General features: G+C 46.8%; 10 protein-coding genes. 6 read left to right on the top strand and 4 right to left on the bottom strand.

Features of this window, described 5'->3' with window-relative positions; all coding sequences use genetic code 11:
- Window positions 1-88: 88 nt before the first annotated feature.
- The 6 genes from EII41_RS11885 to EII41_RS11860 all read left to right on the top strand — a co-directional run bounded on the left by EII41_RS11885 (window position 89) and on the right by EII41_RS11860 (window position 10,871).
- The gene (locus tag EII41_RS11885; protein WP_260425574.1) at window positions 89-862 is read left to right on the top strand and encodes a radical SAM/SPASM domain-containing protein; all 774 of its coding nucleotides are present in this window, start codon (window positions 89-91) and stop codon (window positions 860-862) included.
- Window positions 863-901: 39 nt separating this feature from the next.
- A complete protein-coding gene (locus EII41_RS11880) occupies window positions 902-3,220 on the top strand; it encodes an outer membrane beta-barrel family protein (RefSeq protein ID WP_124790766.1) in 2,319 nt (772 codons plus the stop codon).
- A 211-nt stretch (window positions 3,221-3,431) separates the two neighbouring features.
- Complete coding sequence (locus EII41_RS11875; RefSeq protein WP_124790765.1) at window positions 3,432-5,705, top strand: TonB-dependent receptor; 2,274 nt, start codon at window positions 3,432-3,434, stop codon at window positions 5,703-5,705.
- A 165-nt stretch (window positions 5,706-5,870) separates the two neighbouring features.
- Window positions 5,871-8,192 (top strand): outer membrane beta-barrel protein, encoded by a 2,322-nt coding sequence (locus EII41_RS11870; RefSeq protein WP_124790764.1) that lies wholly within the window; start codon window positions 5,871-5,873, stop codon window positions 8,190-8,192.
- Between the two features lie 4 nt (window positions 8,193-8,196).
- The gene (locus EII41_RS11865) at window positions 8,197-10,401 is read left to right on the top strand and encodes a peptidase domain-containing ABC transporter (protein ID WP_124790763.1); all 2,205 of its coding nucleotides are present in this window, start codon (window positions 8,197-8,199) and stop codon (window positions 10,399-10,401) included.
- Window positions 10,402-10,403: 2 nt separating this feature from the next.
- Window positions 10,404-10,871: a hypothetical protein gene (locus EII41_RS11860; protein WP_124790762.1), complete on the top strand. Its 468-nt coding sequence runs from the start codon at window positions 10,404-10,406 to the stop codon at window positions 10,869-10,871.
- Between the two features lie 72 nt (window positions 10,872-10,943).
- Here the strand turns inward: EII41_RS11860 and EII41_RS11855 are convergent, their stop codons facing one another.
- The 4 genes from EII41_RS11855 to efp form a co-directional block, all read right to left on the bottom strand.
- Window positions 10,944-11,630, bottom strand: coding sequence for a UDP-2,3-diacylglucosamine diphosphatase (locus EII41_RS11855; protein WP_411292605.1), 687 nt, complete (start codon window positions 11,628-11,630; stop codon window positions 10,944-10,946).
- Between the two features lie 77 nt (window positions 11,631-11,707).
- Window positions 11,708-12,025: a metal-sulfur cluster assembly factor gene (locus EII41_RS11850; RefSeq protein ID WP_124752576.1), complete on the bottom strand. Its 318-nt coding sequence runs from the start codon at window positions 12,023-12,025 to the stop codon at window positions 11,708-11,710.
- Between the two features lie 65 nt (window positions 12,026-12,090).
- Window positions 12,091-12,798, bottom strand: a complete 708-nt coding sequence (gene radC / locus EII41_RS11845) for a RadC family protein (RefSeq protein WP_124752575.1) — start codon at window positions 12,796-12,798, stop codon at window positions 12,091-12,093.
- Window positions 12,799-12,848: 50 nt separating this feature from the next.
- Window positions 12,849-13,412, bottom strand: coding sequence for an elongation factor P (efp, locus tag EII41_RS11840; protein ID WP_124752574.1), 564 nt, complete (start codon window positions 13,410-13,412; stop codon window positions 12,849-12,851).
- Between the last annotated feature and the right edge of the window lie 404 nt (window positions 13,413-13,816).

Raw genomic sequence — 13,816 nt, 5'->3', positions numbered from 1 at the left:
AACTTTATGGATATGGTATACTACATAAACGGAGGAAGGAATTTCCATTACCCACTCAAATCAACATAGAGCCATTAAAAACCATTCTATGGTAAGCAATGGCTATCTTTTAGACAAGACAAAATGCTTATTGTTAAAGAGGTACAACCTTAATACAATCCAGATATCTATTGATGGATTAAGAGAACAACATAATAAAAGTAGAATACATAAGAATGGCACACCTACTTTTGATATCATTTTGAACAATGTAGAAAATATTTTCAGAATAATACCTAAATGTCATGTTATCATTAGAATGAATACTCATATTGAAAATGAGGAAGATTTTCCATTACTATATGAGATGTTGACCAAAAGGTGGGGAAATCAGAATTATTCAGTTCAAATGAAATACGTTAATAAACACAATAGCGGATGTAAAATTGAATATATCAAAAATAAAAACCAAGCCCTTCATCTTCAAAAACTTTACAGAAAATACAACTTCAATAATACTGATTTATTCCCTTCCCCTCAAATAGGAGGATGTGTTGCAACTCAAATTAATTCATTCGTTATAGGAACCAAAGGAGAAATTTATAAATGTTGGGTTGATGTAGGAAAAAAAGATCGAGTAGTTGGAAATATTTTTTCAAATGAATATAATATGACACTAATCTCAGAGTATATATTAGGTACCGACATGTTTAACGATAAAAAATGTTTAAAATGCATCTTACTGCCCATTTGTGATGGCGGTTGCAATCTACAAAGATTAGAACATAAAATATCAGGCAAGAACTTTGATAATTGTCCTGTTGATACAAAAAAATTAGACATGCTACTAGACATGCTATATGAAATAAAGCATTCTAAGTAACCCTTTTAAAAAAAGTATTATTGCATTTATATATTGATTATGGTAATATACTTCCTATCATTCTTTTTGTGCTTTATTCAACAAAGACAAGAGCAGCAGATCACCGGTCGCGTGGTCAATACACAGAACCAACCTGTAGAGTTTGCAAATGTCGCACTGTATGCATTGCCCGATACGACTTTCATGACTGGAGCGACCACCGATACAGAAGGACGGTTTACACTGGGAACAAGATATTCTGAATCAAAAGCATGGCTGCAGGTTTCGTTCGTGGGATATCAGGACTTCGGACGGGAGATCGCATCGGAGGATTACGGTACGGAGCTACAGCCGATCGTTCTTCACGAAGCATCGCTCGGGATCAAAGAGATAACAATTACAGCCGACCGCCCTGCTATCAGTAGCCGGAATGGTATTTTGACGACCACCGTTGCGAATACACTTCTGGCAAAGGAGCATTCGGTCTATGATGTCCTAAGCAAAGTGCCCGGCCTTATCAATAACAAAGGAACGATAGAAGTCTTTGGTAGCGGACGGCCTGTCTATTACATCAACAATCGAAAGGTGAAAAATAAGGATGAGATCGGATTACTTAATGTGCAGAATATACAGAAAATCGAGTTGATCACGAATCCCGGTGCGACATATGATGCCGATGTAAACGCTGTCATTAAAATATATACACTCCGAAAAGAATCGGGTTGGTCAGTTTTGGCAGGAGCGTATGCGGCACAAAGCGAAAAGTTCAGCCATTGGGAAAATATCAGAATCGGATACAAAAATGAGAAACTGAACGCATCAGCCTATTATAGTTTCTATGATTACCGGAATAAAGCATATCAATACCTGATCAAAGAGATTCACGCAGATACCGTCCGAAAATACACGACAGACAGGACGCAGTTCCCGGTTTCTAAGATACATAATTACAGCATCAATACAGATTATGAAATAAGACCTAACCAAATTGTCGGCTTCCAGATTACTGGTTCAAGAACAGACAATCGGTTTAATACGCACGAACAAAACAGTGTCGAAATGAACCGTATCTTAAGCGGCACTTTCCAAAGTCCGAATGATACAAAAGATATAACAGACAATGTACAGTTCAACATGTTCCACAATGCTCAATGGAGTGACTGGCTGTCGTCATCACTGAACATGGACTATGTATGTTATCGTGATAACCGGAAACAATCTATTCGAGAAATAATGCCTCAGAAGACCTATATCACCGATTCCGAGATTCGTTCCGCCTACGATATCTATGCAGCAGAATTTATCCTGAACGGCAGCTTGAATGAGCGCCACTCTCTTTCGGGCGGAGTGGAATACAGTGCGATCGACGGTAGCGGAACACTCGACATCCTGTCAGGTGCCCTGAATGATTCCCGTTACACAAGTCATGAACGTAAGTATGCAGGGTTTATGGAATATACGTTCAAGAGCGACGCCCTTTCGGTTCATGCAGGCCTGCGCTATGAAAATGTACAAAGAAAACACACGGATTTAAATGAAGCCGCGAACAATCTGAGCGATTCCGACAGTAAATTTTATCCTTCTGCGACCCTGTCTTATACAAAAAACGGAATAACTAATTCTCTGTCTTTCTCGGCTAAAACAGCTCGACCGGCACTCTCGTATCTGAATGGCCGGACCTATTACCAAAACCGTTTTCTGTATCAGAAAGGAAATCCGAACCTAAAGCCTCAAACGTCTTATATATTAGAGTGGATATTCGGTTATCGATGGATAACCTTTCGGACAAGTTATACACAAACAAACGATTTTATTTCCGATTCCTTTGTTGATAGCCCTTCCACTGATCCATCCGTCATAGTCAGCACATGGCAGAATTTCAAAAAAGCCGAATACCTGAAAGCCAACTTAACCATGCGACATTCATTCGGCTTTTGGCATCCGTCGTTATCAGCAGGTATGATCCAACCATATCTCAGCAGTGTGTACCTTGGAGAAACAATCCATTATAACCATCTCAACTTTTATATCCAATGTGGGAACTATTTCAAACTACCCGCAGGTTATACGGCATCTGTCAATTATTATTACAACAGCGGAGGCAGTCAGCGAATCTTCCGGTTCGATCCGTTTCAGTCATTGGACGTAAGCGTGCAAAAATCATTCCTGCACGACAGACTTGATGTAAAGCTGTCGGCAAACGATCTTTTACGGAAATTAGACTACTACGAACATGCAAAGATCAATAAATTCACGTTCTACCAAAACGAGAACTATTCTCAGTGGAATTTTTCTCTTAGTCTAATTTATCGTTTCAATCAGCAGAGTCTCAAATATCGTGGAAAGTCAGCTGCAAAAGAAGAAAAAGACAGGTTATAGCTTCATGCTTTTCCCCTTTGTCAAACAACCCGATGCGATGGACTGCGGGCCGGCGTGCCTGACGATGCTGAGTAACGAGCTCGTTATAAGATCAGATCATTCATTCTGGATATATTTATGTATAGCTTATGATGATACTTCTTTTAGATTTCTACATGATGTCTGTAGCAAAAAACGTAGCTATTTCGTTATAATAATAAATCAATGAACGATGAAAAAAACGATCTTATTCCTTGTTTTGATTGTTGGGACATATGGAGGATTCGCACAATATTCCTTCTCCGGCAAAATTACGGATAAAGAGAAAAATCCGTTGACAGGTGTTCAAATCTTACTCTCGATAAACGACTCGCTGTTTGCGGCGGGACTAAGTGATGAGAAAGGAAGGTTTATGATTCGGGAACTTCCCGAGGGGATATACTGGCTACAAATCGTTTATCCGGGGTTTACTCCGTTTGAGGAGAAATGTATGATCCAGCGTAGCATACATACAGACTTCGTATTGTTGGAAGAGAGAAATATCAGGCTCAACGATGTTGTTATTACGGCCAAGAAAAGTGATTTGGTGAAACGCACAGCGACCGGCGAAATATTCTATCTGTCCGAAAAGGCCAGAAACAGCGGTGATCCGTATCGTGCATTGCGAGAAATTCCAAGATTGGCGGTCAACGAGGCGATGCAATCGGTCGGCATGCGAGATGGAGGAAAGATGCAGGTGTTGATCAATGGAAAAATGATGCATTCAGGAATAACTCCGATTAATCCGAAAGACATTGAGTCCGTCGAAGTGATCGACGTGGTCAGTGCTCGCTATGTAGAACAGGGTATCAAACACATACTGAACATCAAATTGAAAAAGAAACGTGAACCATATTTGTTTTTTCAGACCGCTACGCGACATGATATTCCATTGCGGAACAGTATGGGAGTCGTTTATTTCGAGATAGGAAATCCGAAATATTCTTTATATGGAAGATGGGCAGGAAATATCATCCATAAAGACGACAGCCGTTCGGATATGTGGCAGAGAAACACAGAGTATCTCAAGCAAAGTACGGGAAAGACAAGAAATAACAGTCGAGAATTTTTAGGTGAACTACTCTTCAAATGGAGTCTGACTGACAAGGATTTTTTTGCGGCTCATATATATGGCAGACAAAATGACAAGAAAATTAGGAGCTGGGGAGACGGCTCTTCCAAAACCGACTCGTTACGGCTCTTTGATTATGTGTCGCTCCATAAAAACAACGCATATATTCTCACTTCAAGTCTTTATTATCTACACGATTTTTCACCTAATCAACGATTCGAAGTCACACTTGCCTACAACAAAAACAGGGATAAAAACAATGGAGAACGCAACGAAACGTACTCCGGTAAATTACATGATTTCCTTTATCGATATGACAGCGAGCGTTCATCAGCCAACCTGAACCTTGATTATTCAATCGACTGGAAAGATGCCAATAGTTTAAACATCGGAATGTCGACACGCTACATAAACGATCACATTGATAAGGTAAGTGATAAAGTTCCCGTATTCCTTCATAAGGCCTGGAATGGCTATTTGTATGCTTCGTTTAGTAGCAAGGTCGGCAACCTGTTGTATATGGCTTCAGCGGGTCTGGAAGACATACATCTGAAAGCAGGCGATGTGTCGAACGGCTATATCAAACCGCGTGCAGCGTTAAGTATTACTTATCGCTTCAGTAACGACTACTCTATAAGAATGGGCTATACATTAACCAATCAGGCTCCTTTAGTCGGACATCTGAATCCCTACAATACCTCTACCGACCCTCTCGTAATCACGAAAGGAAATCCCGAATTGTTACCCGAGCAAAAACATCAGTTCAAGTTGTCTCAGACCTTTAATAAAAAGGGATTTTATGTTACCCCGTCTATTTCGTACGATATTTCGACCGACATTATTGAACCGTTCGGTTACAGTGCAAACGGCATCTTTGTTCATACATATAGAAATTCGGGTCGCTTCAGCACCCTTTCAGCCGGAGGAACCATTCAGTATCATCTGAAAGAAAACCGCGGTAGCGTCTATATCGGGGCATATCATCTTACGGATTATTTCTCAGGAATGCCTTCCAAGTCAAGTGTTGCACTCAGTGCCGGTCTATGGTACAGTTATAAGAAATGGTATTTTGGCGGCGATATTGACTATCGGAGTTACGAATACACGCCTCTTTCGCGTATCAGGCAGCTCACACCGGCTTACTCTCAGATTCAGGTAAACTATAATTTCACGAAAGATTTTTATATCGCCGTAGCACTACCTTATTTTATCGGAAAGCTGTCAACCGAAACGACTACGCAGGCCGATACGTATGCTGCATATCATCGGCAAGAGATGACGAGCATGTCAGGGCGTCCGTGGATATTGCTGCGCTACACATTCAGAAAAAATAACAAGTCAAAAATTAAATTGAACAATGTGGTAAAAAGTAAAGAAGAGGGTATCTCTTTATGAACGGACTTCGGAGAATATATTCTTTCTTCTGAAAAATGTAACCTCCCATCCGCTCTGCTCGTCTATAAACATACCGGGAAGGAGAAAACGAGTTGCACGATTCACCTCCTCGTATATAATAAAAATTAAAGTCGATTCGTTCATTTACATAAATATCAAAACATCATGAGAACATTTCAATGGATACTGCTTTTTCTGCTGAGCGGTATGGTGTGGCCGCTTTCCGCACAGATCACCGGTCGCGTAGTCGATACACAGAACCAACCTCTCGAGTTCGCGAATATCGCGCTGTATGCATTGCCCGATACGACGTTGATCACGGGAACTATCACCGACCGCGAAGGCAAATTTGTACTCTCTTCCGCTCATTCCGGTCAATCGTTCCTGCGTATCTCGATGCTGGGTTATGAAACGAAAGAGATCGATCCGTCGAGAGGCGAGAAGGGAACAATTGTGCTAAACGCCATCACGCAACAGCTTGAAGATGTGGTTGTCACAGTCCGAAGGATAAAGCGAAGTCCCGGGGGGTATGCGGTGAATCTTCAGGGTGAGCAAACGGCTCAGGGCAAGCAGGCGAATGAATTGCTTCCCTTTCTGCCGGGTATAACGACCGAAAACGGGCTCTTAAAAGTCCTGGGACAAAACATCGGCGTGATTTATCTGGACGGCATACGCATCAAAGACCAGAAAGAGCTGGCCGCCATTCCGGCAGAGCAGATTCAGACCGTACAAGTCGATTATCTGGCCGGGAGTGAAGAGCTCGCCTCGATCAAAGGAGCCGTTATCCGGGTCCAACTTAAAAAGCAACCGCAGGGCGGATACTACGGACGACTAAGCGCAGGAGTTACTTTTATGAGCAAATATGGTTTCACCGGCGATCATCTCACATCTACCTACAGTTATCGCTACAAAAAGCTGAGCCTTTATAACAGCCTTTACTACAACGATTCCAAAGCAATCGGCGATATTGAAAACCAAACTCTTTTCCGGCAATCGGGCACGAAGATCAATACGGTCGAGCAATATCGGAGCTGGGGAAGATATATTCATGACCGGCTGAGTCTTACATACGACCTGACGGAGAATCAGACCCTCGGAGCCTCCTTCTTTCTCTCCACCCACCATGCCAAGCCAACCAATGACATACGAAGCGAGAAGATCACGACCGAGGGGAAAACGCTCAGCCGATCGACCATCGAAACACCCTACGATTACTTGCAGTATCAGGCTACGGCGCGATACAATTACGTCACGGACGAGAACGGCAGCGAGCTTGCCGTCGTGGCCGATTATCTTCAGAACAACGAAAAAGACCGGATGAAAACCAGGCTTTTTGGTCAGGAATACGCCGCCGGAGTCACCGAAAGCCGCTCCCGGCAAATCACCCGAATGATGGAAACACAAATCTCTTACGATAAACTCTTCACATCCGGCAACGCGTTGAGCACCGGAGTGAGTTATCGGTTGATCCGTACGGATTACGACCTGCGTGACTTCCGAAACATCACCGAAAAACCCGAAGCACGCGGGCAGATGCCGGCTATCTTCTCCGAGTTCAAGGGACAGATAAACAATTTCCAGTACGGAATTGGGCTGAGGGTACAGCAGAACCGCATCGAGTACCACCCATCCGACCGTACAGCAAGCAGCAAACATTCGGATTGGGACCTTTACCCTTCGGCCGATTTGCTCTACATGATCAATCCCGACCAAGGACATCTGTTTATGCTCTCGTACAAAAGAAGCGTCGATGAGATACCGTACAGCGCAATAAGTCCTTATCGAAAATACGAGAGCGAACACTCATACATCAGAGGCAACCCGGAGCTGATCGCTCCCAAACAAAGCATAGTGATGGCCGGGTTAGAACTGTTTGACAAAGTCTCGGTCAGCGGTATATATATGTATGGGCGAAATCCGATTTATCATTCTACCCGAGTAGATCCCGAGAATCCGCTGCTCACTTACATAATGCCCAAAAACGGTCATCACGAAACACTGCTGGGGATCAATCTGGAGACACGCCTCCAACCCACGTCGTGGTGGCAGCTGAAAGCCAGTGCGATGTATTCCCTGTACGGTTCGGAGACGGAAGATTTTAAAGTGAGCAACCAGTCCAAATATTACTTTTCGATGAACAACAACTTCACGTTCTCCAAGAACACGGGTGCCACTCTCGAAGGATATTACGAACCGACTTATATGTTTACCAACGAACGGTACCGGACTGTATATGAAATGAGCGGAAGTGTATACAAAAAGTTCTTCAACGACAAGCTGGAATGCCGGCTCAAATGTAAACTCTTCCGAAAAGGACGTATCATCGAAACCGATACGCCCAAACTCTGGAAGAGCTATGCGAACCAAACGAATGAGCAATATCTGCAAATATCGGTGTCGTACTCTTTCAGAGGAGGGAAAAAGGTCAGCGTCAAGCAGACCGAAAGTCTTCAGGAATACAACAAAATAGAAAGTTCCAAGAGATAACCTCATGCTTTTCCCCTTTGTCAAACAACCCGATGCGATGGACTGCGGGCCGGCGTGCCTGACGATGATTGCTGCACATTACGGGCGACATTATACGCTGGATCATCTGCGCGAGCAATGTTTTATCGGGCGTGAGGGAGTATCGCTCTTAGGTATCAGCAAAGCAGCCGAACAGATCGGTTTTCGCACCGTGGGAGGACGACTGACGTTCGACAAGTTGGCGGAGAAAGCATTGCTTCCATGCGTCGTGCATTGGAATCAGGAGCATTTTGTCGTGGTATATGCCATCCGGAAAAAGAAGAAAGAATACACCGTTTCGGTCGCTGATCCGGGCAAGGGACTCGTTACCTATTCGCGTGAAGCGTTCTGCCGGCACTGGATCAGCACCTGCACCGGAGGCGAAGAGAAAGGCATCGCTTTGCTGCTGGAACCGACACAGTCATTTTACGAACAGGAAGGCGATAGGCTTCCCTCGGAAAACCGTATCCGCTTCCTCTGGAAATACCTGATCAAATATAAGCGCTTCTTCGGACAGCTTATACTGGGATTGTTTATCGGCAGCCTGCTGCAACTTATTTTCCCGTTCCTCACGCAGGCCATTGTCGACACAGGGATTCAAGGCAAGGATATCGGCTTTATCTGGCTGGTGCTGATCGCACAGATGGTCCTGCTTTTCAGTCGTACGGCCATCGACTTCATCCGCCGGAAAATTCTGCTGCACATCAGTACGCGCATCAACGTTTCGCTGATCTCCGATTTCTTTATTAAATTGATGAAGCTGCCGATGAAGTTTTTCGATACCAAGCTTACAGGCGACTTGCTGCAACGTATCGAAGACCACCGACGAATCGAAAACTTCCTGACCAATCAAACGATCTCGATCGTTTTCTCCGTCTTCACCTTTATGATCTTTTCGATCGTACTGTTCGTCTATCATCCTCCGATTTTTGCGGTTTTCATCACCGGAAGCATACTCTATGGCTTATGGATACGGATATTTCTGAAGAAAAGACGTCTGCTCGATTATAAGATGTTCGAACAGCAGGGGATGAACCGTAATGTCGTTTACCAATTGATTACCGGCATGCAGGAGATCAAGCTGCAAGGCTGTGAGCAGCGTAAGCGATGGGAATGGGAAGACGTACAGGCCGACCTGTTCGACGTGAACATGCAATCGCTCAACCTGCGACAAAATCAGGAGGCAGGCGGTATCTTTATCAACGAACTGAAAAACATCCTTGTGACGGTATTAGCGGCGACAGCTGTCATCAATGGCAGTCTGACCTTGGGTATGATGCTCTCGATCCAATATATCATCGGACAGCTCAACAGTCCGGTCGAGCAGCTGATGAGTTTTATCTATCAATGGCAGGATGTCAGCATCAGTCTCGATCGCATGAATGAGATTCACACTCAACAGAACGACGAAGGCACGGGCCGTTCCATAACCGCCCTACCACCTGATGTGGAAACGGATATACACATTCGTAATGTCTGCTTCCGATACGACGGCGCCCGGCCGGATTATGTGCTGGAAGGCATCGACTTGCACATCCCGCAGGGGAAGGTCACGGCCATCGTGGGGGCCAGCGGAAGCGGCAAAACGACCTTGATCAAATTGCTGCTCGGCTACTACATGCCGAACGAAGGCGAACTGCTCGTCGGCGGTGAGAACTTGTCGCAATTCAATCCCGCATGGTGGCGCACGCAATGCGGCGCGGTGATGCAGGAAGGATACCTGTTTTCGGATACGATTGCCCGCAATATCGCGGTCTCGGACGATGAGATCGATACCGACCGTCTGCGTCATGCCGCCCAAACGGCCCATATTGCCGAGTATATCGAAAGTTTGCCGTTGGGATACAATACGAAAATCGGGCAGGATGGGCAAGGGGTCAGTCAGGGGCAGCGACAACGTATCCTGATCGCGCGAGTGGTGTACAAGAACCCGCCGTTTGTTTTTCTGGATGAGGCCACGAATGCGTTGGATGCGAATAACGAACGAGCGATCGTAGAGAATCTGTCGGAATTTTATAAAGGCAAGACAGTCGTTGTGGTAGCACATCGCCTGAGCACCGTCAAGCATGCCGACCGGATTGTCGTGCTCGAAGGCGGACGAATAGCGGAAACCGGTACGCATGCCGAACTGACAGCTCGGAAAGGACGGTATTATGAATTAGTACGTAACCAGTTAGAGTTGGGAAAGTAGACATGGAAGAACGGAGACCTATCGAATTGCGGAGCGAGAAAGTCCGTAACATTATCGGACAGATCCCCCCTGTATTACTCCGCTATGGCACGGTGATCATCGGCGTGACACTGGCGGCGCTGTGCATCCTGTCAATGTATATCCCCTATCGCGAAACGGTGCCGGTGCATATCGTCATCGAGCAATCGAATGATACGGTCTATGGCCTTGCTCTTGTACCCAAAGACCGGATTCTATTGATGCGACAGGGAAACCGGGTAATGATTCACGACCCGCTGTCCGGTTCGCCGGAAGCGACCGTCTCTCATATCTCGACGATCCCGGCACGTAGCGATGGTCGCCAACGCGAAGTGCGGATCGCTTTTCCTCCGACGGTTACCATGCAACCGGGCGATGTATTGGAAGGACGCATCGTTCTTTCGGACGTGTCTGTGTTTAACCGATTCATACAATCGCTAAGAGGAAGATGATGCCGGCATGGATTACAACCCGATAGCATGAGGCACAAACAAACGTCATCCGATTGGAGAAAGAGGAACGTCTCAATATTGCTTCAATTCGAGCTGCCGGCCGTCCCAGACGGCATAGGAGTAGAATTGCATCCAGTCGCCGAGAATCATCAGGCGAGCATGGTCGGTAATGGGTTTGTCGACCATCAGATGCAGGTGACCGAAGAGGAAGAAGCGCGTGTCCGGATGCGTCGGAAGATATGCTTTCGCGAAGGCTTCGAGCGATTCGATATTGCGCGCCTGTGCGGCCGCGAGTCGTTGGGCGGCGAGTCCGCTCTTACGGCTGCTGAGGGACCAGCGACGGGCAAAGCCGAACGTCCATCGCGGGTGGATGGTGGCGTAAAGGATTTGGCACAGGCGGTTACGGAAGATACGCTGAATAAAGCGATATTTGAATGGCTGATAACCGACTTCATCGCCGTGCGCGAGGAAGAAACGTTTGCCGAACAGCTCCGTATCGAGCGGCTGGCGGTGTATGACGGCTCCGACTTCTTGCGGCAGGTAGTCGAACATCCAGATGTCGTGATTGCCGATAAAGAGATGGATTTCGATACCGAGGTCGCTCAGCTCGGCGATCTTACCGAGAAAGCGCACGTGTCCGCGCGGCACGACGTATTTGTATTCGTACCAATAGTCGAAGACGTCGCCCAAGAAATACACGGCCGCCGCATCGTGTTTAATTTCGTCGAGCCATCGGACGAGGCGTTTCTCCGCCGCCATCGGGTCGTCCGAATAGCGGTTACCGAGGTGGACGTCGGATGCGAAGTAGATTTTCTTCACGGGTTCTTCGGGTCGGGTTACAGCAGGCCGAGTTCGAGCTTGGCTTCTTCGCTCATCATATCCTTGTTCCACTCCGGCTCGAAGACGATGTTGATCTGCGCGTTCCGCACCCCGTCGATCGAGCTGACCTTCTGGCGCACATCTTCGATGATAAAGTCGGCCGCCGGGCAGTTGGGAGCGGTGAACGTCATGTCGATTTCCACGTTTTGGCTGTCATCCACCTCTACTTTGTATATCAGTCCGAGATCGTAGATGTTGACCGGAATTTCCGGGTCATAGACCGTTCGCAACATCTTCACGATTTCTTCTTCTGTCTTCAGAAATTCATTGTCCATTGTTTCTGTTGTTTTAAATTCTCATTGTTCTGGTCTCGGGTCAGTTTCCCGAAGGATAAGGGTTTCTACACCGAAACGTTGTCGGGAAGTTTGCCTTCGTCGGCGTAGCTATAATAAGATTTGTCGCTGATGATGATATGGTCGAGCAGACGGATATCCATCAGTTGCGCCGCTTTTTGCAGTCGTGTCGTAAGGCGGTCGTCCTGCGGGCTGGGCTGTATGTTCCCCGACGGATGATTGTGACACAGGATAATGCCGGAACACAACGTGTTGATCGCCCCTTTCATCACGATGCGCAGGTCGGCGGTGGTTTCGCTCGTTCCCCCCCGGCTGATGACGGCCTGCTCGATCACTTTCCCGCTGCGGCCGATAAAGGCCGCCCGCAATTCTTCGTGCGGCAAGTCGCACAGAAGCGGGTAAAACAGCCGGAACGCATCCTCGCTGGATCGAATGAGGGGGCGTTCGGGCGGTTCGGACAGTCCCCTCCGCCGGCCGAGCTCCATGGCGGCGACGATCGTCACGGCCTTGGCCTCGCCGATCCCTCGGTATGCCATCAGCTCCCTGAGGGTCAGTTTCCCGACCGTATGCAGGTTGTTCCCGACGCTGCTCAGGATGCGTTGAGCAAGTTGTACGGCCGTTTCGTGACTGTTTCCCGAACCGATGAGCAGGGCGATCAACTCCGCATCGCTCAGTGAAGAGGCGCCTTTGAGCAGCATCTTCTCGCGTGGGCGGTCTTCCGCCGCCAGCTCTTTGATGCGAAGTCGTTCGTCCATCGTCGTCTACATCTTAATACGTTATGATACGTTCACGTGGTGCCGGTCGATTATTTCACCCGGCCGGTATACGAACCTTCCTGCGTATTGATTTCGATGATGTCGCCTTCGTTGATAAACAACGGCACGCGCACCTCCGCTCCGGTTTCTACTTTGGCGGGTTTCAGCGTATTCGTGGCCGTATCGCCTTTCAGTCCCGGCTCGGTATACGTCACCGCGAGCTGCACCTTGATCGGCATATCGGCGAAAAGGATCGTCTCGGTCGAAGCATCGGAAACGACATCGACCGTTTGCCCTTCTTTCATGAAATCGACCCCGTTGATCAGATCACGCGCGATAGGCACCTGTTCGAACGTCTCCTGATTCATGAAGATATATTCTTCTCCCTCCTGATAGAGGTATTGATACTGCCGGCGTTCTACGCGTACGTCTTCCAGCTTCTCGCCGATGTTGAAACGTCGTTCGATGACGTTGCCTTTCACGACGTCTTTCAGCGTCGTACGCATGATCGTATTGCCTTTTCCGGGCTTTACGTGCAAGAAGTCGATACAAAAATAAAGTTTTCCGTCGAGGCGGATACACGTTCCTTTCTTAATGTCTTGTGAGTTAATCATCTTTATGTTCCTTTGTTAATATAAATCGTTCAGAATAAACCGGCTGCAAAAATACGCTTTTCCGACCAAAGATGCAAGCGTTTCACCGGTCAGCGTAAATTAATGGTCGTCAGCGGTCAGCCCGGCGGGGGGATTTGTTTAGTTGTTGAATTGTTTAGTTGTTGAATTGTTTAGTTGTTGAAGCGTTGAGCTGTTGATTTGTTGAGCTGTTTAGCCGAATACTGATGGCTGAGAGCTGTAAAAGCCCCGCAGGGGCGCATTAATTCAGCCCAATGTGGAGCGCAGCGGAGCGTTGGGGAAAAAGGCATCGTATTTCGTCGGAGGGCTGTAAGCCTGACATATATTAATTGTCAATGGTCAATTGTTAATTGTTATGCCCTTGCGGGCGTTGAGGTGTTGGCTAC

The organism is Tannerella forsythia, assembly GCF_003860135.1.
GTDB classification, from domain to species: domain Bacteria; phylum Bacteroidota; class Bacteroidia; order Bacteroidales; family Tannerellaceae; genus Tannerella; species Tannerella forsythia_A.
The sequence above is the reverse complement of the archived record's forward strand: the minus strand, read 5'-3'. Positions and strand labels throughout refer to the sequence as shown.

What these genes read in the sequence shown, in the direction of transcription:
- EII41_RS11885 (WP_260425574.1), top strand. Translation starts at nt 89, where the DNA reads ATGGTAAGCAATGGCTATCTTTTAGACAAGACAAAATGCTTATTGTTA.
- EII41_RS11880 (WP_124790766.1), top strand. Translation starts at nt 902, where the DNA reads ATGGTAATATACTTCCTATCATTCTTTTTGTGCTTTATTCAACAAAGA.
- EII41_RS11875 (WP_124790765.1), top strand. Translation starts at nt 3,432, where the DNA reads ATGAAAAAAACGATCTTATTCCTTGTTTTGATTGTTGGGACATATGGA.
- EII41_RS11870 (WP_124790764.1), top strand. Translation starts at nt 5,871, where the DNA reads ATGAGAACATTTCAATGGATACTGCTTTTTCTGCTGAGCGGTATGGTG.
- EII41_RS11865 (WP_124790763.1), top strand. Translation starts at nt 8,197, where the DNA reads ATGCTTTTCCCCTTTGTCAAACAACCCGATGCGATGGACTGCGGGCCG.
- EII41_RS11860 (WP_124790762.1), top strand. Translation starts at nt 10,404, where the DNA reads ATGGAAGAACGGAGACCTATCGAATTGCGGAGCGAGAAAGTCCGTAAC.
- EII41_RS11855 (WP_411292605.1), bottom strand. Translation starts at nt 11,630, where the DNA reads ATGGCGGCGGAGAAACGCCTCGTCCGATGGCTCGACGAAATTAAACAC.
- EII41_RS11850 (WP_124752576.1), bottom strand. Translation starts at nt 12,025, where the DNA reads ATGGACAATGAATTTCTGAAGACAGAAGAAGAAATCGTGAAGATGTTG.
- radC (WP_124752575.1), bottom strand. Translation starts at nt 12,798, where the DNA reads ATGGACGAACGACTTCGCATCAAAGAGCTGGCGGCGGAAGACCGCCCA.
- efp (WP_124752574.1), bottom strand. Translation starts at nt 13,412, where the DNA reads ATGATTAACTCACAAGACATTAAGAAAGGAACGTGTATCCGCCTCGAC.